Source organism: Bacillus sp. M6-12, from assembly GCF_002860285.1.
Taxonomy (GTDB): Bacteria; Bacillota; Bacilli; order Bacillales; family DSM-1321; genus Peribacillus.
Genome location: NZ_PGVF01000006.1, coordinates 442,839 through 467,159, shown reverse-complemented (window position 1 = coordinate 467,159; position 24,321 = coordinate 442,839). Strand labels below are relative to the sequence as shown.

Sequence of the window (24,321 nt, the reverse complement as noted above, 5' to 3'; positions counted from 1 at the left end):
CTTCGGAAGTGATTGGCTTATGACCTCGAGGGGCTGGGCGCTGGAGCTAGACATCTGTCATATTTAAAAGACACATTTCTTAATATAAAAGTAAAGAGTCCGTTTCCCTGATCAAGATGGGATACGGACTTTTTTACTTATTCACTGTTTTTGATGCATTAATAGTAAATGTTCCAATATCCTTGGCAGCTGCTCAAAGGCAAATGGCAAATAAAGACGTTCTGTTTTCTTATGCGCATCTCTCCCGATTGGTCCCACGTTCAACACTGGAGCAGTAAGTTCTGCCATTGCCGGAAACGGAATCGAATACAGCTCCTGGCCGCCAGGCAAATTTGTATTATATCTGTTCATATCAGAAAGAGGGGCCTGAAGTGCAGCATAGCTTAAGTCAGAAATGCCGTTAAAATAGTCTACAGGAAGAAGCTCATAACCATATTGTTTCTTAGTGTATTCGATGAGACCGCTGCTAAGCTTCTTGATAACTTTATTGTCACCTGTATTTACAGCCGGATAATATGGAGGGGCGAAAAACAAGACAATCATCGGTGAGAGCTCCTGGCAAAGATTAGCCATTTGTTCAACTGCCTTAATGCATTGTTCGCGATTATCACCTGGTGTATTCATAGCAGCAGAATACTCCAATGCCTCAACCTTTTCGGCGGTAGCTTTCTTGCAGGCATATTCCTTTAATTCTTCATAAGAGAGTATTCGGATATCAACAGGCTTGTCCTGCGAAATTCTATAAGTTCTGTACTTCTCCTGAATGAAATCATTCATTTTATTTGCAGCACGGCTAGCTGCTTCTCGCAAAGCTCTCATCACATCAGCAGGATTCCTATTCATTAATAATAAGTTATATAGACTAACGGAAACGCTTGGGAGCTGAGCGGAATACTCTTTTTTTAAATCACGCTGCAGCAATACTGTCGGCGGCGGGGTAGTTTGGCCATTCACGGTTTCGCACAGTTTTTCGTTCCACTCCATTTCCTGCGAAAAAACAGACGTCATCCACGCTGCGTTCATGCCGGATAACGGTTCACCAACATGACTTTCTTTGCCAAAGCAAAGTGCACCCGGCATAATTTTTCCAATTGACCCAGTGTAGAAATAATGATTTTCATCCCCAGGAGTTTGTGTAAACATCGGCTCTGAATTCAAACATAATGTATAAGTTAATTGATGTTCACTGGCAATATCCAGCAGCTTCTGTAAAGCTTCACGCATGCCAGTTGAGTTGACCTCTTCATCAGGGACTGTCAATAACAAGAGATTGATTTTCCACTTTTCTTCTGATGCTTTTTCAAGCAGTGACATATGCTGAACAAGTCCGCACTTCATGTCCATCGTGCCGCGTCCAAAAAGCCAATCGCCGCTTTCCAAATCCTTTCTTGCGTCATCCGGAAGTTCATCCAGCCTTTCAAAAAAAGCTTTTGTCAGCTCTATAGGCTGAAAAGCCAGGTGCTTTAGATCACCGTACTCCTCCACGTCTACTACATCAAAATGGCTTAGCATAATAACCGTTTTCTCTGCTTCGTTATGTTTATATAACGCAGATAAAAAGGAACGGCCATCCATTGTGGGATGATGGCTGATATAGGACTGATTTTCTTTAAAATATGTTATCTGCTTTAAATAGTGTTCGACTCTAAACGGAATATGCTTCTCGGCTTCGGATAGAGTAATGCTCCCAATTGATACAAGGTCATTCAATATATCCAGCATCTGATCCGCCGTTTGCATTAACAAAGTACCATCCATAGTTAAGACTCCTTTGATGTATGAATGTCTTTTGAAACTAGTGAACCATGCTGAAATTTTATCACTTATTACTGAACATTCGGGGACAATCTTTTTATTTTTCTGAATTTATTTTAGAAAATCAACAAAAAAATAGCCCGGTTTATTAACCGAGCATGACATTTTTTAGATTCAGTTATTTAACACTCTTCCGGTGTTCCTGCGTTTACAGCCGTTTTAAATGATGATCCGCAGCCGCATGAAGCAATGGCATTGGGGTTATCTATTGTAAACCCTCCACCCATCATGGACTCTTTGTAATCAATAACAGTTCCATTTAAAATGGGAGCATCGTCTTTGTTAACTAAGATATTGATGCCATGCTGGCTCAATATCGCATCTTGTTCATCGGAGTTTTGTTCGAAGCCCATTCCATAGGAGAGGCCGCTGCAGCCCCCGCCCTTTACAGCTACCCTTAGAAAAGAGCCCTCCTCTTCATTATGCTTCATCATTTCTTTTATGTGAAAAGCCGCTGCTTCTGTAATATTAACAATTTCACTCATAACATAATCCTCCTTAAAAAGTAATATGAGGTCCTTACTCATAGTATATAACAAAAAAAGAATAGGGCTCAACTTTACCACACTGAAAATAGTGATTTGGATTATTTACACTTTTATCTAGTACAAACGGCCTTTGTTTTTTTGCAACTTTAGGTACTTTTTCTCACTTACATAGTTCTTTGTATGAAAAAAAGAGTTATAATTATTTATATCAATAGTATATAAGCACCTGCATAAAATTTATAACTTCCAAGAAGGGGGGGTGGATATATGGATGCGATCGAGCCGTTATTTGACCGCAATATAGAATGCTTATTTTGCAAAGGAAAATATACTTCCAAAAAAATCCGATCCAGATTTATTAAGGTTACAAGTTATGATACGGATTTTTATCCGCATTATGCTTCTGATGATCATAATGCCTTATTATATAATATATATGTTTGCCCGCATTGCGGATTCTCCGCTTCTGACGATTTCGCTAAATATTTTCCTCCCACTACAAAAGAAATCATTGCGGACAAGGTCCAGAAGAATTGGGTTTCTCATGATTTTGGCGGAATCCGGACAATCCATGAAGCAGTTAAAACCTATAAACTCGCTTCCTATTGTGCCGTTTTAAAGAAGGAAAAGCATATCACTATCGCCGGACTGTATTTACGTGTTGCCTGGCTGAACAGAAAATTGGAAAATACGGTTCAGGAAATAAGGTTCATGAAGCTTGCCTGTAATGAATATTTACAATCTTATTCTACGGATGATTTCAAAGGAACCCAGGTTACTGAAGTCAGGCTGCTGTATTTGATAGGGGAATTGTACCGAAGATGCGGAGAAATTGATAAATCCGTAAGATATTTTTCCATGGTTATTGAAAAGAAGAATTCATCTATCGAAACAAAAATTATTGATATGGCCCGGGAACGCTGGCAGGAAATTAGAGAAGAAAAAAAGCTTAGCGATACAATAGTAAGTTGATAAAGGAAAGTCAAAAACCTTGCCATTCTCTTCTGGCAAGGTTTTTCCATAAATCTCCGTGCTATTTTAGGAACTCTCCTGCCCTTGTTTTAAAGAAGAGCAGAACTGCTTTTTGTGAATTAATTTATCCGGTTTCCCGATTAATTTAACGCCAGATGCCAATTAGTTAGCGAAGTAAAAAAAGAAATCTTATTAAAATAAAGGATTCTCTTCAAGGTGCTTGTAAATGTTGGAAACAAGTTCTTCCGCTGTTTCCCCTGTAACAACTTCCCCATTCACAAGGGCAAACATGCTTCTAGCACACTTTCCGCAGTGACTAAGGCAGCCATACTCAATAATATCCAGATTAGGGTCTTTTTCCAGTTTTTCCATTGCTTCGTGTGAACCGCTGGCAAGGTTGCTGACACAAAACTCGATTATATCCATCATTGCTTTTCACCTCACTGGTACTAACAGAATATCCTACAGTTTTTTCATTCTGAAGTCAACGATTGAAGATTGAGAACGCCCAGAATATTGTTGTGATTTCGTGACAATTTCGTTATACTTTTTTATGGAAATCATTTATCTTTTATCAATTTTTGTAATTTTTTCGATAAAACTGCATTTGAAAACGTTTCAGTTCCATGATTTCGTTTTCAATATGACACACTATTTCTTGGGATTAGTGAACTTATTAACAAACATTGCTTATACACAAAGGGGAAATCCACAATGAAAAACTTAGTCATTCTTGGCGGCGGCTACGGTGGAATGAGAATGCTTCAGAAGCTTCTTCCAAATCAGCTTCCTGACGATGTTACCATTACGCTTGTCGACCGTAATCCATATCATTGTTTAAAGACAGAGTATTATGCACTTGCTGCAGGAACTATTTCCGATCAGCATATTCGTGTTGCTTTTCCTGAAGATCCGCGGATTAAAAACGTTTATGGTGAGATTACTGGAATTGACCTTGCAGGTAAAACAGTCCATATTCAGGGCAAAGAGCCGGTTTCTTATGATGACCTTGTCATCGGTCTTGGCTGCGAGGATAAGTATCACAATGTCCCTGGTGCTGATGAATTCACATATAGCATTCAAACCATTGATAAATCCCGCCGCACTTATCAGGCACTTAATAACCTTGGTGCAGGGGCAACCGTGGCGATTGTAGGAGCAGGGCTTAGCGGAGTAGAGCTTGCCAGCGAACTGATCGAAAGCCGGCAGGACCTGAAGATTAAGCTGTTTGACCGAGGTGACCATATCCTTTCTGCTTTCCCACCCCGACTAAGTGAGTATGTAGAAGAATGGTTTGTCTCACACGGCGTGGAAATTGTCAGCAATTCCAATATTACAGCGGTAGAAGATAAAATCTTATATAACCATGGCCAAGCTCTTAACTGTGATGTAATCGTTTGGACTGCAGGCATTCAGCCAAGCATCATAGTTAGGGAAATGGATGTCGAAAAAGACGTTCAAGGGCGTGTTGTTCTTACTCCACAGCACCATTTGCCTAACGATAATAGTGTTTTCGTTGTAGGGGATTGCGCAAGCCTGCCTCATGCCCCAAGCGCCCAGCTTGCTGAGGGACAAGCAGAACAAATCGTTCAAGTGCTTCAGAAGAAATGGGCTAATGAACCACTTCCAGAAAGCTTCCCAACTATTAAACTGAAAGGTATCCTTGGCTCCCTGGGGAAAAAGCATGGATTTGGCTTGGTAGCTGACAGAGCGATAACCGGACGGGTTGCAAGGCTATTAAAATCCGGAATTCTATGGATGTATAAGTTTCATAATGGATGAGGAAATTTACGGACGGGAATTTTCCCGTCCTTTTTTTGCAAGGTACAAATCTAAAAAATGCACCCTGATCAGGTGCATTCAAATGAAATATTTAGTATTAAATCCTACTCGGCCTTATACCCATACTTCTCCATTTCACTGGCAATAGTCTTTAATTTCGGATTCCCTTCCCCTACTATCTCTCCTGCAATAGTAACCACAGGATAAAACATATCCTCCTCAATTACCCTGCGGGAGAATTCCAGTTTGTCATTATCAGCAGGCGGATTAAATATATCAATGTAAACAATGTGAAAAGGCTGGCCAGGGAACTTTCGATTCAGCGCTGCCTCTAGCCACTCATATGTTTCTTTTGAAGAGGGCAGATTTACGCAGCTTGCACAAATTTGTTCAGCCCCATACACCTGGATTTCAACTTCTGTTTTTTCCATAAAAACACCCCTTTGCTCTCTTGTTCCATTGTACCTGATTTCAAGAATGATGGTAAAAAAATTCGCTAACGCATTGAGAAATGTAACTTGGCATTACAAAGGAGTTCCATAGTATATTTTTTGAATATGGCAGATCATTATGATATTCAGCTTCCAGATGGTTGTGTCAGAACCATATTGCGCTTCCTATGCCTGTCGCTTCGCTTTCCAAAGGTTTTCTTTAAAGATTTCAGATGGATTTTTTTTCAGTTTTTGATTATAATTGAAGATAGGAAAGGAGTCGATTGCAATGGCTGAAATGCATGAACAAGTTCAAGAAGTATTGGATAAGCTTCGCCCATTTCTTCTTCGTGACGGCGGGGATTGTGAATTGGTAGACGTAGAGGATGGTATCGTTAAACTGCGTTTGCTTGGAGCTTGCGGAAGCTGCCCAAGTTCTACAATCACGTTAAAAGCCGGTATTGAACGCGCTCTTCTTGAGGAAGTTCCTGGCGTTGTGGAAGTTGAACAGGTATTCTAATAACCCACTCATAAAATAAGCGATTCTGGACAGCCAGAATCGCTTTTTGTATGGAAAATCAACATTACTCGTCCGAAGGTTTATACCTCCAGTATTATTCAGCCATGCCCTTGGCAGTTGATTTCTCTTTGCCAGTATCACCTTTATGGTGTGTAACTACGCTTCCCTGATAGTCGATATCTACTATCTTAACGGTAAACTGGGGAAACACAGACGACAGGTGTTCACAGGCTTGGACTGCCAATTCACTTTTAGTAAAGCAGACGACAGTAGGTCCAGCTCCGCTGATCGCAACACCAAAAGCTCCTGCTTGTTCTGCGGCCTTTTCAATTTCAGGAAAGTGGGGAATCAAAGCTGTACGGTATGGCTGATGAAAACGATCCTCTTTCATCATTTTCCCGGCCAGCTGCCAATTTTTTGACAGAAGCGCAGCTACTAGCACATTAGAAACTGCACTTGCACTGACTGCTTCCCCGAAAGCAACTCCAGCTGGCAGAACATCCCGGGATTTCTCAGTTAACAGCTCGTAGTCGGGAATCACCGCAATGACCTTAACTTCCTCGAGCGTGAAGGAAAGAATGTCAGTATGTTTTTCAGTATGCTTCCCTACCACTAAGCCTCCGAGAACGGATGCACCCGCATTATCCGGATGCCCTTCCAACAATGAAGCATGGTGGGTCTTCTCCTGAATGGTCAATCCTAAGCCGCATGCCGCATCAGCAAGCTCTATGCCTGCAACGATTGCGGAGGCGCTGCTGCCCAGCCCTCTAGCAAGCGGAATATCACTGGACACGTATATAACGTGAGGCGGCAGGTTTTTGCCGTAATAGGCCGCTGTTTTTTTAGCTACTTTTACAATATAGTTCTGTTCATCATTCGGGAATTGCTTTAGCTCATCCGAGAGTGCAATAACTTCCCATTTTGGTGAGGGTGCTGCATCCAAATGCAAGTACAGTCCAAGTGCCAAACCGACAGAATCGAAACCCGGTCCAAGATTCGCTGTACTGGCCGGAACCCTTATGGAAAACATCTTCTCCTCCGCAATCATACCGTAATCGCGCCCTGCAGGTGTTTGATAATGACTTCCTCATCCATCGGTAGAAGAACCGGCTTAATTTCGCTATGGTCAACCGCCACATTTGGATCCTTAAGTCCATTTCCTGTGAGCACAGCAACCACACGGCTGCCTTTTGATATTTCCCCGCTTTCCAGCTGTTTGATGATACCGGCAATGGAAGCACAGGAAGCCGGCTCTGCAAAGATACCTTCCTTACGTGCAAGCAATTTATAGGCAGACAGAATTTCTTCATCACTTACTTCATCAATTTTTCCATTGGATTCTTTAGCGGCATTCACCGCAAATTGCCAGCTTGCCGGGTTGCCGATCCGTATGGCCGTTGCAATTGTTTCAGGATTTTCAAACACCTTATCATGGACAATCGCTGCTGAACCTTCAGCCTCAAAGCCTCTCATTTCTGGCAGTCCGGTTCCCTTAGCTTCATTATATTCTTTGAATCCCTTCCAATAGGCCGTAATATTCCCAGCATTCCCTACTGGCAGTGCAAGTACGTCAGGCGCAGCACCCAGCACATCACAGATCTCAAAAGCGGCAGTCTTTTGGCCTTCTATCCGATATGGATTAACAGAGTTTACAAGTGCAATAGGTGAATTTTCGCTGATATTGCGGACAATTTTTAATGCTTGGTCAAAATTGCCGTCTATCGACACGATTTCAGCTCCATACATAACAGCCTGCGCCATTTTTCCCATAGCAATCTTTCCATTCGGAATGATAACAATGCAGCGCAGCCCTGCTCTGGCTGCATATGCCGCAGCCGCAGCAGAAGTATTGCCTGTTGATGCACAGATTATGGCCTTGGATCCTTCCTCCGCCGCTTTTGCTACAGCCATAACCATGCCTCTGTCCTTAAATGAACCGGTCGGGTTTGCTCCTTCATATTTTACATAAAGCTCGATGCCCAATTCTTCAGAAAGCCGTTCACATTTCACAAGTGGAGTGTTCCCTTCTAAGAGCGTCAGCTTTGGTGTTTGATCATTTATCGGCAGATATTGTTGATATTCGCTTAGCAGGCCTTTCCAGCTCATATTACTCCCTCTCCTTCAACCCTGTAGGTGCTCTTAATCTCTTTAACCATTTCATAGTCGTTCAGCTTTTGCAGTATCTCTTCATAATCCTGTAACGAAGTCCGGTGCGTAACCAGGACAATCTCAGCCAGCTCATTTTGTTTCAGCGGCATCTGAAGGATCTTCTCGAAGCTGGCTCCATGCTCTGAGAAAATGGAAGTAATGGCGGCAAATACCCCAACCTCATCCTTTACATGCAAGCGGACAAAATACTTTGAATATATTTCTCCTGGCTGCTTAAGAGATTTCTCAAATTGCGGTGACACGGCACTCCTGCCATTGACGCCCAATCTCATGTTCTTCATTACTCCCACCAGATCAGAAACGACTGCTGTCGCTGTAGGGAGACTCCCTGCACCGGGACCGTAAAACATCGTTTCGCCGACTGCCTCTCCGTATACATAGACCGCATTATACTCATCATTAACCGAGGCAAGCGGATGAGATTCAGGAAGCAATGTCGGCTGGACGCTGACTTCTGCCTTATTTTCCGTTCTGGAAGCAATACCGATCAATTTCATAGTATATCCAAGCTTTTTGCTATAACTTAAATCTTCCTCAGAAATCTCTGTAATTCCTTTTACCTTCACATCGTCCAGGTCAATATTCATTGAAAATCCAAGTGTGGCCAGAATAGCCATTTTCCTCGCGGCATCCAGGCCGCCAACATCTGAAGTTGGGTCGGCTTCTGCATAACCCAGTTCCTGGGCTTCTTTTAGAACATCCTCATACCGGCTTCCATGTTTGCTCATCTTCGTTAATATATAGTTTGTTGTTCCATTGACGATCCCCATCATCTTTGTAATCCTGTCAGATGCAAGTCCATCAACCAGGCTTCTTAAAATGGGGATACCTCCCGCAACGCTGGCTTCATAGAACAGGTCACAGCTGTTTTCTGTTGCAACGGCCAATAATTCCGATCCATAAACAGCCATCAGATCTTTATTTGCAGTAACTATATGCTTCCTGGATCGCAGAGCTTTTAGAAGATATTCTCTAGTTTCCTCCACTCCGCCCATCACTTCTATAACAATATCAATCTCAGGGTTTTGCAGTATTTCATCCGGATTTGTTGTCAGCAATGACCGCTCAATATGTACGGCACGCTCTTTACTTTCATCTTTAACTAATATTTTTTTTATCGTAACGGGACAGCCGATTTGATGCATTAGCTTATCCTGATGGTTTTCAATGATTTTAACCACACCTGACCCGACTGTGCCGAGTCCGAGCAAACCGATAGATATTGCCTTCACATGGATTTCCCCCTATTTTTGTTGTTTATATAGAAAAGACAACTGTTTTTGTATAGTAGACATTATAAGTGTTCCTTCATATTATTTCAATAGTCCAACAGTTTATGAACTTAATTGTAAGCGCTTAATAGCCCGTTATATGTAGAGAAAATATATTTTAATATTTTACAGCTTTTTGACTATTATAAAACCCCGTCACGCAGATGACAGGACATTAACCAAATTTGGCAGAAAGGATCCTGATTGGATAAGGCAGGAGCAGCCTTAATCCAATCAGCTGCCAACGGTTTGTCCTTTAATGAAACGGGCTGTTTGAAGACAATCTGAAAATCGGTCAGGCTGCATCCTTGTTTCTTACCTTATGCGACGGCTTTTGGGCGACAAATATCAAAAATAAAAAGGAGAATAATTCTCCCAATACGCAATTTCTTCATACAGCCTCAATTTTAAGCAGGAATAATTTGAATCTATCATAGCATAACGAAAAATTGAATAATAAGGAAAAAGCCCTATAACCATTCTATAGCTGGAATTTGAAGTTTTTTGGCAGGCACTTCAGCAGTATCAAAAAATCTGCCCAAGAACTCTTCATAGTCCCCTGATTGGTCAACAACAGCCTGAAGTTTTTCTTCGAGTAATTTCCTTCTTGATTCTATAGGATTCAGTAAAAGTTCTTCTACCGTCTCATAGTAATGAATAGGAAACAACAGGCGGGCATACAGTAGCCTGAAAGAAAAACGCGACAGCGGTTGAACGCTTTGGTATTCCTGCAGGAAATTCCTGATCCCAGGCTGAAAGGTGTGAGGGTTGTCAAAGAAATGCTGGCGGATCCATTCGGATATATCCCTGCAGCCATGGTCAAATACCCAGTCAAATGGATTTTTAATACAATAGCTGCCGCTCCATGTAAGATTTGAAAATCTGTCATAGCATACGGTTCCTGCATCCTGGGCAGATGGGTCATCATCAATTTCAGTATCAACTAAATACTGAATTGCATTTTCACCAAGCGCCAAAAAATATGGGAATGTATCGACAAAGAGCTCTTCAAATTCATTACCTGGATGGGACTGAACCTTTTCCTGCCACACTTTTTCAAGCTGGTCGATCCGATTTTCCCAGAACTCGTTCCACTTCCCAATCCGGCTGCATTCTTTAATCGGATGTAAAAGCGAGCGTGCACGATGGTGAAACTTAGCAAGCTTCCTCCCGAGCTTATATGTTCGTGGCTCAGCAAGAAAGTTGTTTTCTAATAATATAAAGGCTTTGCCATCCGCTTCAGATATGTATGTTTGATTTGCAGCCATTACAAACCTGGATACATACCGGTCTCCCTGCTGGAGCAGATGAGCCGACATTTGCTGCCTTTCAAGCAATTCTTCCGGTTTTGCTCCGTCAACATATTCAATAGTAAATAGGCTGTTCCCTGATTGGAACACCTGATTCTTTCCAGGTACAAGCCCGCTTTCAACATTAATGCTGTAATTTTTCAATAATGCCTCTTGAAGCTGCATATAGATCCTCCTTCTAAATACCAAGTTTCTAGGCATTTCCGGCCCTTTCCTTCCAAAAAAAGTACTTAATTGGGGGCTCTATATACTATATGAAAAAAAGAACTTTTAACAGTACCTTAAAATGATTATTCTGATTCGGGATATGGCATTTTCTTTATAAGGCTCTCATAAATATTAGAAAAGCCTAGTGAAAAAGGTGATATGGATGGGTGAAAAAAAGATAAGCTTATCGGAACAAACGGCAAGAAGATGGCTTGGCGAACGCGGAATCGCTGTACAGGATATTGCTGAGCTGGTAATGTATCTGCAACAACGCTATCACAATAATTTGCAAATGGAAGATTGCATTAAAAATGTTGAGCGGGTCCTCTCTAAAAGAGAAGTTCAAAATGCGATCCTTACCGGGATACAGCTTGATATGCTTGCGGAGAAGAAGATGCTTGAGGAACCACTTCAATCGATCGTTGAAGCGGACGAAGGTCTTTATGGAGTAGATGAAATCCTGGCCTTCTCAATCGTAAACGTATATGGATCGATCGGGTTTACGAACTACGGATTTATTGATAAACAAAAACCTGGGATATTAAAGGATTTGAACGACAAAAGTTCAGGAAAATGCCATACGTTTTTGGATGATATTGTCGGTGCCATTGCTGCAGCTGCATCAAGCAGGCTCGCCCACCGTGCGGAAAATACAGAATGAGCATACCTCATTTATATCAATGCTTGCCCCGTTATGAAACCGGGGCTTTTTAATTTAAAAGTAATTATATGGAGGTATTGCTCCTTGTTATAGTGCATTATGTGCTTGCTAATTGACCTGATGGCTTTGCACGTTGTTACAGCTTTCCAAGGAGTTTTCACGTATAAACTTTGGCAGGTCTGTTAGTTTTTTAATGGTTTTAATCCGCCCAAGCTGCTGAACATTTGCGTCCAGCTTATTGTTGTAGCTCCATTCTATGTCAGAAGGAATATGGATCGTATTGATCCCCAGCTCCAGAGCGGGAGAAATATCCGTTTTCAATGAGTTTCCGATCATCCATGTCGATTCCCGGCTGCACTTTACTTTTTCTAACACTTTTTTCAAAGCATCTGCATTTTTATGATTAGAGATAAAAACTCTATCTTCAAAGTATGTTTCCAGCTCCAGCTGTATAATCTTTCTGCTTTGGTTTGCCTTGTCTCCTCCTGTGAATAAATAGAGGTGATGTCCATCTTCCCTCAGCTCATTTAGTACTTCATACATATAGGGAAAAGCCTGTACTTCTATTTGAAAAACCTTAAGACCGATTATCCGAACACTTTCAATTTCGCTGTCTTTGACTTCCCTGCCCTGTTTCTCACAATAATATTTATATGTGTTAACAAGGGATTCTGGAAACCGGGAGGAATTTAAACCGTACTTTTCAATACTCTTTATATCTATTTCAAGTTGTTTTTCTTTAATTTCTTCTTTCGTTACATTAGGGAACCATTCGTGCATCTGTTCTGCGAACTCGCTGGTGGCGTCCCTGAAATATTTATTGCATTCAATAAGCGTATCATCCAGATCGAATATTAGTGTTTGCGGCTTCATAATTTAAACTCCTTTAAACAGTGATGTCATTATTATATGTAAAAATGACATTTCCCCGTTTGGTAAACACTGAATATATTATGGTAAATTCTCCTGATACCTGCTTTGTAAATTGGAGCGGATATCTGAAAAATACTCGTTTCTTCATTCCATCCCAAAAAATAAAACCCCGTCGTATTGACAGGGGTTACTATTCGCCGCCTATTCAAAACTCCATTGGTCAAGGCTGTCCAATGTGTAAGTAGGCTGGTCCTTATAATTTTTTAGGTGTTCCTTTGTTGTGACTCCCGTATGAACCAGCAATGTGTCCATTCCTGCCCGGATGCCGGCCAGGATATCAGTATCAAAGTAATCGCCTACCATCAGCGTTTCCTCCTTGGCAGTGCCAAGCACCTTTAAGGCTTGTTCCATTATGACTGATTCAGGTTTTCCGATAAATATCGGCTGGACCTGTGTTGATACCGCTACAACGGAGGTTATAGAACCGTTACCCGGCAGCAGGCCTCTTTCAGTGGGCAATGCGATGTCGCCATTGGTTGAAATGAATACTGCGCCATTCCTCACCGCAAGACATGCCTTCGTCAGCTTTTCATAATTAATGCTCCGGTCAATTCCCATTACAACAAAATCAGGAGCTTCATCTTCAAAAGTAAAGCCCTTTTCCTCAAGGGCTGTTCTGATCCCTTCCTCACCAATTACGTATATTGACGCATCGCTTTTGCGTTCAGCGATAAAGTTTGCTGTTGCCTGGCTTGTCGTGAAGACCTGGCCTTCTTCAGCAGCAATATCAAATCCGCGGAGCTTTTCGGCTACCTGGGCCGCTGTACGGGATGAGTTATTAGTTACAAACAGGTAGGGGATTTTACGCTTTATAAGCTCCTTGATGAAGTCGCCAGCCTCTTCTATTTTTTCCGAACCTTTATACATCGTTCCATCCAGATCAATTAAATAACCTTTGTATTGCTTCAATGAATATCACTCCTACTATTAAAAACTGCACATACAGCTATTATGCATACTTCCCTGCCAGATATCCAGGAATTAAACCTTAGCTAACGGTCAGTTTTTAAAAGCAGACACAGGGCCAAGCTCATTTAATAAGTAGTTCCTAACTGCTTCTGGAAATATTTCAAAAGCCCGGCTGTAGTCTTTAAAGGTTTGAGCTATAGCGGAATGTTCGACGCTGATATAGTTTTGAACAAGAGCCTTTCTAAGCGGTAAAACCTGCTTGAACATTAGCTCCATTTCTTCTGAAATTACTTTTTCGTCAAGCATTATGTCAATAATATCATCATAGCTGCCCGGGTCACGCATGATAAAACCATCGATCATAGCATTGCCTACATCCAGTACCGCCTCAATAGACGTCTGTATAATCCTCTCAAGAGCAAGCAGCTCCAATTCACTCTCCCAATGGGACTGCCCCTGAAAAGTGCGGATCTGACGCTCCAGATACTGCAAAGTTAATTCTATTCGGTCACGGTCAACAAAATACATTTTAGGATGTCCTTTCCATATGCCAGGATTTCCGGATTTTTTCAATTTTAGCCGGTTTGGCATAATAGTAGCCTTGGGCCAAATCTACCTTATTCCTTGATAATACCATAGCTTCCTTTTCACTCTCAATTCCTTCGGCCACAACAGCGGCACCGGCCTCGTTTGCAATAAGAAGCAAACCCTTAAGCATGGACTCCTTTACTGAATTGCTGTCTATATTTTGAATGACAGAACGGTCAATTTTAATAATATCCGGCATGATTTCACTGATCGTATGAAGGCTGGCATAGCCTGCCCCGGTATCATCAATGGCAATTCTAAAACCCATCTGGCGCAGCATTTTAATATTGACTGAAAGCAATTCAATATCTTCAAACGAATCCCGCTCCGTAAGCTCAATCACAATTTGCCGTGGAGAGACTTCCGGGTAAAGGCTTAGGACTTTTTTTAGATCTTCGAGAAACCGCTGGCTGCCAACTGTTATAGGCGTTAAATTTATAAAGACATTCTGGGCAGAGCCATTTAAACTGATTTGCTCCAGTGTTTTTTGAACGACAATCAATTCAAGCTCATAAAGCATATTCGTCTGCCTTGCCACTGAGAAAAGCGTCAAAGGACTTTCAAGTTCGGTACCTGCAGGGCCTCTCGTCAGGACTTCATAAGCCCTTATCTCCCTTGTAGCCACATCGAAAATCGGCTGTGCCAGAAGGCGGATATTCCTTCCAGCCACAATTTTATTCATGGAATACAGCATCTGGTTGAAACCTGAATGAACCCTTTTCTCGGCCATAGCAACCGCTTGATGGTGCGCCTTATTTAAAGCACCTTCCAGGGAATAATGCTTTTTTTCAATAAACATGTATCCTGGCTGCAGCACAGGGGCTAAGCCTGGAAACAAAGTTTTAAGTTGTTTTACTGTATCTTCAGCAACTTTTGATGTAAGTCCATCCAACTCAGCTAGTTGCTGCTTATTAGGATTAACCTTAAGCAGCAAGGTCAGCCCGTCACTGTAATAATCATGGACGATTAAAATGTCATCCTCAGGGACAGTACTTTTAACAACTTCCATAAAAAAGGATTTTAAATTCCGTATATATTGGTTATAGCTATTATTTCCCAGGTTTTCTGCAAGCTCTCTCATGTTTTTAAGATGGTACGCAATAACTGCCACTTCAAAGCCTTCATTTACCGCTTTTTTCACTGAGGATACCATTGGGTTCCTGATGATGAATTGCGGTGGGTAAAACCGGATCTTAGTATCCGGGTAAAAGAACCTGAGCCATTTGTCCAGAAATCCATGTATATTATCATTATTATGAGCCATAGGTTCCAACCCTTCCTGGCAATCTATATAGGTCTATCTTATCACAATAATGTCGAATTCTGTTGATATTTCCATAATTTATATATAAATAGGAGTTATTATATTTGTTGATTTTTCCCATTTGGATAAACAATGCTTAAAGCAGGGAATAAGTTCTCAAAAACCGTATTAATTGGTATGATGTTATCTATATACACAAAGAAAATGAGGAGAAGAAGGAGACGAAAAATGGAAGAACGTTTTTTCTTATATAACGATTTAATGGATACTAAAACACGCTTTGTCAGCTTCATGGGTGAAAATGTAAGATTTGATCTGGCCATTACGATGACTGACCGATTTTATGGCAAGAAACTGGTGCTTGACCTTCAAAGCAGCCGTTTTGCTATTATTGGGCAGGATGATTTAGAGGAAGAAGGATATCTTGAGCATGTATTTAAGCTCAGTGAGGAAGATGCCGCTGAGTTACGTTCCTTTTTATCTGAGTTAGTGTAAGCCGATATTTTTTTTGCCTGTACTATAAAATTCCGCGAAAGGCCGATTTCCGCGTTGGTATTAAATTTAAACAGAATTGAATTCTCTCAGAAAGCAAAATACACTGTATTTCCCCTCCATTTGATCCGAATACCATTATCTCTGTAAGGAAGACTATTTGTAGGGTATTGATAAGATTCCCTTTTACAGGTTATGGACTTCGAACATGATTAAGGGGAGGATGTTATGGAGAAAAACGAGGAATATTGCGATTTTTCAAACGTCCAAAGCCAGCGGGATATGCTAGCGATTGAGGATCTGCCGGAAGGCCCTTACGGCTCTCCTTTCGGGAAAGACGAGCCTGTTCGAAATAAGTCCTCGGAATGGCGCAAAGGCCAGCACTTTTACAGCGCCTTTAAAAATGATTTTCCAAGTCCACAGGAACATGGAAAGGTCGACAAATAAAACGAGGTGCTTGAACCCATATATAAATTAGGGTTCAGGCACCTTTCTTATTTCTTAATTTTTTTCACCACAAAATAGGGACAACCAAAATTGCAGTATTCATACAGGTATTCGGTTAAAGTACTAATCTTTGTATCGAATGTAGCTTTTTGGCTTTGATCATCGAAAAAGCCCCTCAGTCTAAGCTGGCCGTAGCCCCAATCCCCTACAATATAATCATACTTGGTTAATATTTCACTATATCGAGCACGGAAGGCTTCTTCGTTAAAACCATCCCTGCGTTCTTCTATTACTTCATACATAATATTATTAATGCTGATCATCCGTTTCACCTCACATTGCCTTCTCGTCCTGGTTAAATATATTCTGCCTGCTTCCTTAAATTATAACTGATTCCCCATCAATTTCTAGGCGAATTTAACAGAAATTTGCTCATATTACTATTGAGGGGGTTATATATAATGAAAAAATCTTTTTTAACTCTTGGATTATGCTCTATCTTTGCACTATCGGCTTGTAATTTTAACGCTGGCGGAAATGGTGACCGGAATTCATTTAATGATACGACGAGCCCTTCCAGGGTAAATAATCCAACTAGGGTTTACGATGAGGATTATCGGGACCGGAATAATAATAAAGATGATTTTGGATATACCCGGACTGATAATGCAACTATCAACGGACGAAACCTTGGAAGCGAAGAAATTCCGAGCATCGATAGGGAGCAGCTTTCTGATATTATTACCCGGTTAAACCTGCAGGTTCCAAATATAAAAGATGTGGCCACTCTGGTTACAGATGAAGAGGTTTTAGTTGTTTATGGAACCGATTCCAAAAATCGGTCAGAGACAGCGGACCAGGTTAAAAGAACTGCCATTTCAGTTGTCCCCAGATATTATCACGTGTACGTTAGCGACAACAAAGCTTTAATGCCTGATATAGAAAACTTTGCGACGCTTGATTCGAAAAGCAGGGGCACAGATGAAAGCATTGAAGCAACGATACGCGAGATGCTTAAATCCCCTCAGGGAAGAAAGCTTAGCAACGGCGAGAATGCCAATGGAGAAATGGAAAATGAAACAACTGGCAATGCGGATGAAGATGATAATATAAGCCAAAAAGTTAAAGAAATAAAAAATCAAAGATAAATGGCAGCCACAATATGGGCTCACTAAATGCACAAGGCGCCGCCGCAGCTTATCCTTAAAAAAGAGAAAGACCATATCGGTTCTTTCTCTTTGTTTTACATAAAGCAGATCATTTCTGTTCTTACTATGCTTCCAGAGCATGATCTCCTTCTTTTTGCAGCTGTTTAGCCGCTGAGCTTACCTGTTCATCTGCATGATAAGATGAGCGTACGAGCGGACCCGCTTCACAATGGCTAAACCCTTTTTGGATTGCAATTTCCTTAAACTCTGCGAATTCTTCAGGGCTATAGTATTTCTCCACCTTCAAATGTTTCTTGGAAGGCTGTAAATATTGGCCAATTGTCATGATATCAACATTATGCGCACGAAGGTCATCCATTGTTTGAATAATTTCATCCCTCGTTTCACCAAGTCCTACCATTAAACTGGATTTAGTTGGGATATCAGGCTGCATTTCTTTAGCTCTTTGCAGCAATTCAAGAGAACGATTATATTTGGCACGTGCACGGACACGGTCAGAAAGGCGGTTTACTGTTTCAATATTATGGTTCAGGATATCAGGCCGACTATCCATCAGTAATTTCAGGTTTTCATATACTCCGCCCATATCAGAAGGGAGAACTTCAATTGTCGTAAATGGATTTTTCCTTCTGATCGCCCTGACTGTTTCAGCGAATACTGCCGCTCCCCCGTCTTTTAGGTCGTCCCGGGCAACAGCCGTAATTACAGCATGCTTTAGGTTCATTAGAGCCACTGAATCAGCAACCCTTTCCGGTTCAGCTAAATCAAGCTCTGTTGGCAGCCCGGTTTTTACAGCACAAAAGCGGCAAGCCCTCGTGCAGACGTCCCCAAGAATCATAAAGGTAGCTGTACGCCTCACAGCCCAGCATTCATGGATGTTTGGGCATTTTGCTTCTTCACAAACTGTATGTAAACTTTTTTCCCGCATCATTTTCTTGAGGCCGGTATAATTTTCATTTGTATTTAATTTAATCTTCAACCATTCCGGTTTACGAAGATGATCTTCCCTTGTGCTCATGAAGATAACAACTCCATTTCCTTGTATTATAAAAAAAATTCGCGTTTTTATGCTGCTAGGCGCAAGCCGTTCACCAGAATGAAGCGGACCCAGCCTTGATCAATGGAAGTTTTCGGAAGGCTTTTACCTTCTGCTTCTTTGTCACTTTATCATATAAAATCCAGTGGAGACAAGTTTACCGCATTCATTACCATAATTTTGAGCATATGAAAATACAATCTCGGTTACAAAATAACATTATGCTGAAATTTGGAAAGGAGAATAGGTATGCGCTATAAAGGGGCCCTTTTTTCTGTCATGCTTGTGATAGCACTTTGCCCGCTCAAAATAAATGAAGCAGCTGCGGCTACTAATCCTGATGAAGTTCTGAAGCAAAGGATGGACCTTTATCAAAGAATGGAATCTTCCTTCCATATTCCGTGGTATTATCTTGCTGCAGTTGATCAATTTGAACATACTGTAAGGAGCACACGAAGGAATGTAGAGCCGGCAAAAGGCGCTATCGGAATCAATATCCCTCCTGAAAAATGGACCGGTGCCATCAATCCAGATAAGGAAGATGAAAACCCGAAGACCATTAAGTATTTTGGCGGGATGGGGCTGGACGGTAATGCAGATGGGAAAGCATCAGCAAAAACTGACGAGGACATTTTAATTAGCTTTACAAATTACCTGCTGGCATTCGGAAGTGACGAAGACCATATCAGAATGGCCTTATGGGATTATTATAAAAGAGATAAAACCGTAGGTATCATTATGGGAAACGCTAAATTATACAAGCATTTTGGACGATTAGATTTGCAGGAAAAAGCTTTCCCTGTACCAGTCAGGACTCACTATAGCTATAGGAGCACATGGGGAGTGGCCCGCGGCTGGGGCGGCAGGAGATCGCATGAGGGTACAGACGTATTCGCTGATTACGGATTGCCTGTTAGATCAACTTGTTATGGAATTATTGAAATGAAAGGCTGGAACAGGTTTGGAGGATGGCGTGTCGGGATAAGGGATATCAACAATACTTACCACTACTTCGCTCATCTTAGCGGTTTTGCAAAAGGCCTGCAGTCAGGGCAGATTGTAGAACCTGGCATGCTGATTGGCGGAGTCGGCAGCACTGGATATGGCCCGCCAGGTACTTCCGGTAAATTCCCTCCGCATCTTCATTATGGCCTTTATAAAGATAACGGTACAACTGAATGGAGCTTTGACCCCTATCCTCACTTGAAGCTTTGGGAGCGCAAAGACATTGCAAAGAAGAAAAAACGGTAAAGGCGTCCTGGAGCGAGATTTCTCTTAGATCCCGTGCATTGCGTTTCCACCTTGTATAAATTTTTCCGTAAAAAACCTTGTCTGTGGGCTTCCGACATAAGACAAGGTTTTTGTATTTCTGGTACACAACCCTCAGCAGGCAGGATTTTACTCAAAACTTATCTGGCGATCGAGGCCGCCGAAATGGCTGTATCACAGCCAACAATCATTAGGTCGATACGATCCTTTAAATTCACCTCGTAAGGATCAACCTCCTTATCGTTTTCTTCAAGAACTTCAATAACCGGCCTATCGCTTAATCCGGTATTCTGCTTGGAAACAATACCTTTCCGCCCATCGCTTAGTTCCACCATAAGCCCCACTGGATAGATAGCAACAGCTCTCCGGAAGGCCTCAATGATTTTAGATTCAAATTGGATGCCCGAACCCGCATATAAAATTTCCAGCCCTTCGTGCGGCAGCATTGCTTTACGGTATACCCGGTTAGAAGTTACCGCGTCAAATACATCTGCCACTGCAATAATCCGTCCAAAGAGGTGAATCTCCCCGCCCTTGATTCCCCTTGGATAACCCGAACCATCAAGCCTTTCGTGATGCTGATAAGCGCAATGGGCAACGATCAGCGGCACTGTAACTGCATTTCGCAGCAGATGAAACCCGAGGTCCGAATGTTTCTTAATTTCTTCGAACTCCTCAACAGACAGCTTATCAGGCTTCATCAATATTTCTGCTGGAACGAGCATTTTCCCGACATCATGTAATATCGCGCCCATTCCCAGCATTTCAATTTGTTTTTGATTCAGTTTCATTTCTATCCCAATTGCCAGAGAATATAGGGTTACATTTAAAGAATGGGTGAAAATATAATTATCATGGATAAAAACATCCGCCAAAAGTGTAAGCAGTTCCTTATTGTTGTTGATTTCCTGCAGGATGTGGCGAATCAGCGAATTGAAACGTTTCGCGGCTTTTTCAATAACAAACGACGCTTTTAAGTCTTCTTTCTCTATTTGAGCAAAGGTGTCCACGATCGTTTTTACAGCTTCGCGCTTCAGTTCTTCTGAAATAGACTTAGCAGGCTCGATATGCTCTGTCCTCGGTTCCTGGATATAAACGAAGGGGATTTCAAGCTCCCTTAGCCGCTGTATCATTCGTTCAGTTAATTCGACGCTCTCATTAAGCAGTATTTGACCGCGCTCATTATATAGGCTTCTCCCTAGCTTCAAACCGGGGATAAGCGTGTTTGTATTAATTAACCTCATTTTTTAACCCCTGATTCTCTATTTAATAGTTTCCCAATGGAAAATGATGATAAAAAGTCCAATTATCTACAATACAATCTCTTTTTCCATTATCGGATATTTACAAAAAAAATGAAGAAAGATAATCATAATTAGGTAATTATTCTTAGTTTTTTTGAATTTTTATACATATTTTTCGGATAAACTTGGCTTTTAATTCCGCTCTAATCAACATAGTGGCAAAATCCACAATGAGCTTTAACATAGCCATCAAAAAAACCCTGCCAATGGCAAGGGCTGTAAATGTTTTTGTATTTTCATGCACTTTTATCATTAATACTAACGCTATACCATTTTCAGCAGCGCATCCTTACCTATCATGCCTTTTGTGATTCCTAGTTTTTCAGCATAGGTTGTAACAGATTCCAACGGCGCCTCCAGTAGTTCTCCAAGCGTTCTGACGCCCACTGCCCTGCCGGCAATGATTTCCCTGCTGCTGAGTTTCTCATTCAATAATGCTACATCCAATGCGCCGCACATAATATATCCCTTCTCAGAAGAAATTGATAGAAGATTGGTTTTGGGGAGCTGAACTGAAACACCAATAAATGTGTAACCATTCACTACGATAGGCTCAATGGTAACCATGAATAACCGCTCCTTTCCTTTCTCAATGTTAATTTATGTAATAGGAAAAGAAACGGTTACGTTCATTATTTTTTTAGCTTCCAGGCCAATAGATCCCGAAGAAATTCCGGCATATAATACTTTTTATTTGGCGAGCGCCGTATTTCCGGAAAGAAATTTCCAAAAGTAAACATATCCGGAATAGCAAGACGATAAAGCTTATTATGGATTATCGGACAGCCATCAATGGTAATAAGCTGCTGATGGCACCCTGCATTACTGGCGATAAATTCAACCCCGTCATATATCATGGAGCCCATTATTTTCCCTCTAAAACCAAATCCTTTTATTTGCAGATGGGGCCAATCTTTGTTTCTGGACTCCTGCAAAATTTCTTTTAATTCTGCACCAGTAAGCATTACGGCACACGGATTAATAGGATGAGGACAGATACTATGGAGAGCAGCTTTGGTTACCGGGCCTTTGTTAAGGCTGGACAAGAGCAGTCCAGCGTTTAAAAAAGAACAATCGGCATGGCACCATTCCCTAAGGGCCTCACATAATAGCCTGGAGAGATCAGAAGGCCCAAACCAATCATTTGAGAGATTTTCCGGCAATACTGTTACTTCTTCTCCGAGCATCGATTTTCCCTTTTGAAAGAGGTTATCCTCCCATTCCTTTTCACCATTACAATAAGCAAACTTGTTTGTATCGTATAACTGGGCTTCTTTTTCTATAGCCTGATTTTCACCTATAACAACCTGAACATGACCCACAAACTCTCCATATTTGCCTGCACAGCATAATAAAGTCTGGTTAATTAGCTTTCCCTCATGCAGGATATGGTGTGTATGTGCCCCCAAAATGATATCGATTTCGGGGAATTCTAAAGCCATTCTTTCATCTTCATGGAGACCCAGATGAGATAAAAGGACGATCATATCTGTTTCTCCCTTAAGAATCTGAAGCTGGTGTTTTAGTTCCTCAATTGGATCAGACAATTGCCAGCCTAGTTCACCATAAAAGGCATGATAATAAGCGGTTAGGCCAATCAAACCGATTCGGGTGCCTTTTTTCGTACTATGTATAGCGTACGGAAGCGACCATTGAGGCCTGATGCCGTCCTCCTTATATAAATTTGCTGCAAGGACTTGAAAATTGGCACCTTTATATAAGGAATCCAAAGCTTTAAATGGTAAGGTAATCCCTTCATTATTACCAATGGCAGCATAATGGAAGCCGGCTTCGTTTAACAGCTTTACATTTCCTTTTCCTAAAGTAGCTTCCGTATAAGGATGCCAGCGGTCCATATGGTCGCCGAGATCTGCCAGCACAAACTCTTCTCCGGTATCGGAATGGAGCTCCCTACGCTTCTCAAGGAATTCGCAGATCCGGGGCCAGTTCTCAAAATGGCTGTGCAAATCATTTATATGGTAAAAATGTATGATTTCAGACATCGTCCAACCCTCTCTGCTTGCTCAATTAATTACCTGCTGTATCTTAAAAGAAATCAAGCTGCCGGGGAGCCAGCCCTTTATATTCTATGCCAAGGATACTGATCAGTTGCTTTGCATTTTCTGCCGCGTCTCCCCCGGAATTATTATTGAACATAACATAGATATCTTTACTTTCATTTGAAAGCTGGATCAGCATTTCTGCCCATTCCTCCAGCTCTTTTTGATTATAGCGGTATAAATATCTTACTTCCCTCCAGTTTTTGCCTCCAGGCTTCTGCCATCCATGCTGGTTACGCCCGTGAAAACGGACGAGCGTTTTCTCATTATCCGTAGCCTTTAAAACAATAGGTATAGACCCTTCCCCTGCCTGCGGTTCATCACAGACACTGTGAATCCATCCCTCCGAGCGCATGAAAGCCAGCGTTTTTTCGTAAAACTTCGGCGAAAACCAGGACTGATTCCGAAATTCGAGCGCAGCCGGAATATTTCCAAGCTGTTGTTTGCACCAGCGCAGATAATCAACATTTTCCTTTGTACAATCAAACCATGGAGGAAATTGAAACAAACACATGGCCAATTTATCTGCCTCCTGGTACGATAGAAGCGAATCTCGGTATGCCTTGAACATTTCCTCTTTGCTCGAAAAAGGAATCTCCCCGCGCTGATGCCCGGTCATTCCCTGATATGCTTTAATAATAAACTCAAAATTATTCGGTGTATCTGATACCCATTTATCATTATTACGTTTCGGCTGAATTGCATAAAATGAAGCATCCACCTCAACAACCGGGAAATGGGATGCATATACCTTAAGCTTATCTCTTGGAGAAATCCCCTCTTGATAGAGGCTATCATGGTCTCCCCATCCTGTTACACCGATATATATCATAGTATCCTCTACTTTACAAAATATTTAAGGGTGCAGGCCCCAGCATATATTATAAATATTACCCTGTTTCCTATGCCTTGTAACTCATGAGAAGCATTGCTTTTTTAACTTAAAAAAAGAAGTCATGAATACCGAGAAATTCTATACGTTAAAACTGCCCAGTATACTTGAATAATCTATCACCCTACGGCCAACTTAATAAGGGGAGGTGTTTAACCATGGGAAGAGACCGCCAGGAAAAAAAGCTCAGGAATAGCGGAAGAGTAGAATCCGACCGAGACCACAGCCTGGATTATCCGGGAGCTACCAAAATGTCGAGTCCGGAAGAAGCAAGAAAACTAAATGACAACAAACAGAGTTATTAATTGCATCATGGCTTAACAAGGCCTGTG

At 41.5% G+C, this 24,321-nt stretch carries 27 protein-coding genes; 9 read left to right on the top strand and 18 right to left on the bottom strand.

Annotation, left to right across the window (positions count from 1 at the left end; all coding sequences use genetic code 11):
* Positions 1–141: 141 nt before the first annotated feature.
* Together CVD28_RS10545 and CVD28_RS10540 are read right to left on the bottom strand one after the other, a co-directional pair.
* Positions 142–1,758, bottom strand: coding sequence for a M20/M25/M40 family metallo-hydrolase (locus CVD28_RS10545; protein WP_101592318.1), 1,617 nt, complete (start codon positions 1,756–1,758; stop codon positions 142–144).
* Between the two features lie 179 nt (positions 1,759–1,937).
* On the bottom strand, positions 1,938–2,300 hold the full coding sequence (locus CVD28_RS10540) for a HesB/IscA family protein (RefSeq protein WP_101592317.1): 363 nt from the start codon (positions 2,298–2,300) through the stop codon (positions 1,938–1,940).
* A gap of 270 nt (positions 2,301–2,570) precedes the next feature.
* Between CVD28_RS10540 and CVD28_RS10535 the strand changes: the two genes are divergently transcribed.
* Complete coding sequence (locus CVD28_RS10535) at positions 2,571–3,275, top strand: DUF2225 domain-containing protein (RefSeq protein WP_101592316.1); 705 nt, start codon at positions 2,571–2,573, stop codon at positions 3,273–3,275.
* A gap of 192 nt (positions 3,276–3,467) precedes the next feature.
* On the opposite strand, the gene CVD28_RS10530 is transcribed toward CVD28_RS10535, so the two are convergent.
* Positions 3,468–3,704, bottom strand: coding sequence for a YuzB family protein (locus CVD28_RS10530; protein ID WP_101592315.1), 237 nt, complete (start codon positions 3,702–3,704; stop codon positions 3,468–3,470).
* Positions 3,705–3,989: 285 nt separating this feature from the next.
* On the opposite strand from CVD28_RS10530, the gene CVD28_RS10525 reads away from it, so the two are divergent.
* On the top strand, positions 3,990–5,057 hold the full coding sequence (locus CVD28_RS10525; RefSeq protein WP_101592314.1) for an NAD(P)/FAD-dependent oxidoreductase: 1,068 nt from the start codon (positions 3,990–3,992) through the stop codon (positions 5,055–5,057).
* Between the two features lie 104 nt (positions 5,058–5,161).
* Here CVD28_RS10525 and CVD28_RS10520 read toward each other — a convergent pair whose 3' ends face one another.
* Positions 5,162–5,488: a YuzD family protein gene (locus tag CVD28_RS10520; protein ID WP_101592313.1), complete on the bottom strand. Its 327-nt coding sequence runs from the start codon at positions 5,486–5,488 to the stop codon at positions 5,162–5,164.
* A 289-nt stretch (positions 5,489–5,777) separates the two neighbouring features.
* On the opposite strand from CVD28_RS10520, the gene CVD28_RS10515 reads away from it, so the two are divergent.
* Positions 5,778–6,008, top strand: coding sequence for a NifU family protein (locus CVD28_RS10515; protein WP_257985825.1), 231 nt, complete (start codon positions 5,778–5,780; stop codon positions 6,006–6,008).
* A gap of 94 nt (positions 6,009–6,102) precedes the next feature.
* Here the strand turns inward: CVD28_RS10515 and thrB are convergent, their stop codons facing one another.
* The 4 genes from thrB to yutH all read right to left on the bottom strand — a co-directional run bounded on the left by thrB (position 6,103) and on the right by yutH (position 10,923).
* Positions 6,103–7,056 carry a homoserine kinase gene (gene thrB, locus CVD28_RS10510; protein WP_101592312.1) on the bottom strand — a complete coding sequence of 318 codons (954 nt, stop codon included), beginning with the start codon at positions 7,054–7,056 and terminating at the stop codon, positions 6,103–6,105.
* Positions 7,053–8,114, bottom strand: coding sequence for a threonine synthase (gene thrC / locus CVD28_RS10505; protein ID WP_101592311.1), 1,062 nt, complete (start codon positions 8,112–8,114; stop codon positions 7,053–7,055). Before thrC ends, thrB begins: the two co-directional genes overlap by 4 nt.
* On the bottom strand, positions 8,111–9,409 hold the full coding sequence (locus tag CVD28_RS10500) for a homoserine dehydrogenase (protein WP_101592310.1): 1,299 nt from the start codon (positions 9,407–9,409) through the stop codon (positions 8,111–8,113). The genes thrC and CVD28_RS10500 overlap by 4 nt, the downstream gene beginning before the upstream one ends.
* Before the next feature lie 509 nt (positions 9,410–9,918).
* Positions 9,919–10,923, bottom strand: a complete 1,005-nt coding sequence (gene yutH, locus CVD28_RS10495) for a spore coat putative kinase YutH (RefSeq protein ID WP_180954102.1) — start codon at positions 10,921–10,923, stop codon at positions 9,919–9,921.
* Between the two features lie 205 nt (positions 10,924–11,128).
* On the opposite strand from yutH, the gene CVD28_RS10490 reads away from it, so the two are divergent.
* On the top strand, positions 11,129–11,626 hold the full coding sequence (locus CVD28_RS10490) for a phosphatidylglycerophosphatase A family protein (protein ID WP_101592308.1): 498 nt from the start codon (positions 11,129–11,131) through the stop codon (positions 11,624–11,626).
* Between the two features lie 108 nt (positions 11,627–11,734).
* Here CVD28_RS10490 and CVD28_RS10485 read toward each other — a convergent pair whose 3' ends face one another.
* The 4 genes from CVD28_RS10485 to CVD28_RS10470 all read right to left on the bottom strand — a co-directional run bounded on the left by CVD28_RS10485 (position 11,735) and on the right by CVD28_RS10470 (position 15,320).
* The gene (locus tag CVD28_RS10485; RefSeq protein WP_101592307.1) at positions 11,735–12,499 is read right to left on the bottom strand and encodes an HAD family hydrolase; all 765 of its coding nucleotides are present in this window, start codon (positions 12,497–12,499) and stop codon (positions 11,735–11,737) included.
* 201 nt (positions 12,500–12,700) lie between these two features.
* Positions 12,701–13,468: a TIGR01457 family HAD-type hydrolase gene (locus CVD28_RS10480; RefSeq protein WP_101592306.1), complete on the bottom strand. Its 768-nt coding sequence runs from the start codon at positions 13,466–13,468 to the stop codon at positions 12,701–12,703.
* A 90-nt stretch (positions 13,469–13,558) separates the two neighbouring features.
* Positions 13,559–13,996 (bottom strand): DUF86 domain-containing protein, encoded by a 438-nt coding sequence (locus CVD28_RS10475; RefSeq protein WP_101592305.1) that lies wholly within the window; start codon positions 13,994–13,996, stop codon positions 13,559–13,561.
* 1 nt (position 13,997) lies between these two features.
* The gene (locus CVD28_RS10470) at positions 13,998–15,320 is read right to left on the bottom strand and encodes an EAL domain-containing protein (protein WP_101592304.1); all 1,323 of its coding nucleotides are present in this window, start codon (positions 15,318–15,320) and stop codon (positions 13,998–14,000) included.
* 228 nt (positions 15,321–15,548) lie between these two features.
* On the opposite strand from CVD28_RS10470, the gene CVD28_RS10465 reads away from it, so the two are divergent.
* The gene (locus tag CVD28_RS10465) at positions 15,549–15,815 is read left to right on the top strand and encodes a DUF3055 domain-containing protein (RefSeq protein ID WP_101592303.1); all 267 of its coding nucleotides are present in this window, start codon (positions 15,549–15,551) and stop codon (positions 15,813–15,815) included.
* A 225-nt stretch (positions 15,816–16,040) separates the two neighbouring features.
* Positions 16,041–16,259 (top strand): hypothetical protein, encoded by a 219-nt coding sequence (locus tag CVD28_RS10460; RefSeq protein ID WP_101592302.1) that lies wholly within the window; start codon positions 16,041–16,043, stop codon positions 16,257–16,259.
* Between the two features lie 47 nt (positions 16,260–16,306).
* Here CVD28_RS10460 and CVD28_RS10455 read toward each other — a convergent pair whose 3' ends face one another.
* Entirely contained in the window at positions 16,307–16,582 is a 276-nt protein-coding gene (locus CVD28_RS10455; RefSeq protein ID WP_101592301.1) for a YutD family protein, read from the bottom strand.
* Between the two features lie 138 nt (positions 16,583–16,720).
* Between CVD28_RS10455 and CVD28_RS10450 the strand changes: the two genes are divergently transcribed.
* Entirely contained in the window at positions 16,721–17,407 is a 687-nt protein-coding gene (locus CVD28_RS10450) for a YhcN/YlaJ family sporulation lipoprotein (protein ID WP_101592300.1), read from the top strand.
* 124 nt (positions 17,408–17,531) lie between these two features.
* Here CVD28_RS10450 and lipA read toward each other — a convergent pair whose 3' ends face one another.
* Positions 17,532–18,446, bottom strand: a complete 915-nt coding sequence (lipA, locus tag CVD28_RS10445; protein ID WP_101592299.1) for a lipoyl synthase — start codon at positions 18,444–18,446, stop codon at positions 17,532–17,534.
* 267 nt (positions 18,447–18,713) lie between these two features.
* Here lipA and CVD28_RS10440 point away from each other — a divergent pair, with 267 nt between their 5' ends.
* Positions 18,714–19,715: a M23 family metallopeptidase gene (locus CVD28_RS10440; RefSeq protein WP_374702513.1), complete on the top strand. Its 1,002-nt coding sequence runs from the start codon at positions 18,714–18,716 to the stop codon at positions 19,713–19,715.
* A 158-nt stretch (positions 19,716–19,873) separates the two neighbouring features.
* On the opposite strand, the gene CVD28_RS10435 is transcribed toward CVD28_RS10440, so the two are convergent.
* The 4 genes from CVD28_RS10435 to CVD28_RS10420 all read right to left on the bottom strand — a co-directional run bounded on the left by CVD28_RS10435 (position 19,874) and on the right by CVD28_RS10420 (position 23,929).
* Positions 19,874–20,977: an HD-GYP domain-containing protein gene (locus tag CVD28_RS10435; RefSeq protein ID WP_101592298.1), complete on the bottom strand. Its 1,104-nt coding sequence runs from the start codon at positions 20,975–20,977 to the stop codon at positions 19,874–19,876.
* A gap of 324 nt (positions 20,978–21,301) precedes the next feature.
* The gene (locus tag CVD28_RS10430; protein ID WP_101592297.1) at positions 21,302–21,604 is read right to left on the bottom strand and encodes a YunC family protein; all 303 of its coding nucleotides are present in this window, start codon (positions 21,602–21,604) and stop codon (positions 21,302–21,304) included.
* A gap of 65 nt (positions 21,605–21,669) precedes the next feature.
* The gene (locus CVD28_RS10425) at positions 21,670–23,040 is read right to left on the bottom strand and encodes a bifunctional metallophosphatase/5'-nucleotidase (RefSeq protein WP_101592296.1); all 1,371 of its coding nucleotides are present in this window, start codon (positions 23,038–23,040) and stop codon (positions 21,670–21,672) included.
* A 43-nt stretch (positions 23,041–23,083) separates the two neighbouring features.
* Positions 23,084–23,929 carry a DUF72 domain-containing protein gene (locus CVD28_RS10420; RefSeq protein ID WP_101592295.1) on the bottom strand — a complete coding sequence of 282 codons (846 nt, stop codon included), beginning with the start codon at positions 23,927–23,929 and terminating at the stop codon, positions 23,084–23,086.
* A gap of 218 nt (positions 23,930–24,147) precedes the next feature.
* On the opposite strand from CVD28_RS10420, the gene CVD28_RS10415 reads away from it, so the two are divergent.
* Positions 24,148–24,294, top strand: a complete 147-nt coding sequence (locus tag CVD28_RS10415) for a YpzI family protein (protein WP_101592294.1) — start codon at positions 24,148–24,150, stop codon at positions 24,292–24,294.
* Positions 24,295–24,321 lie beyond the last annotated feature (27 nt).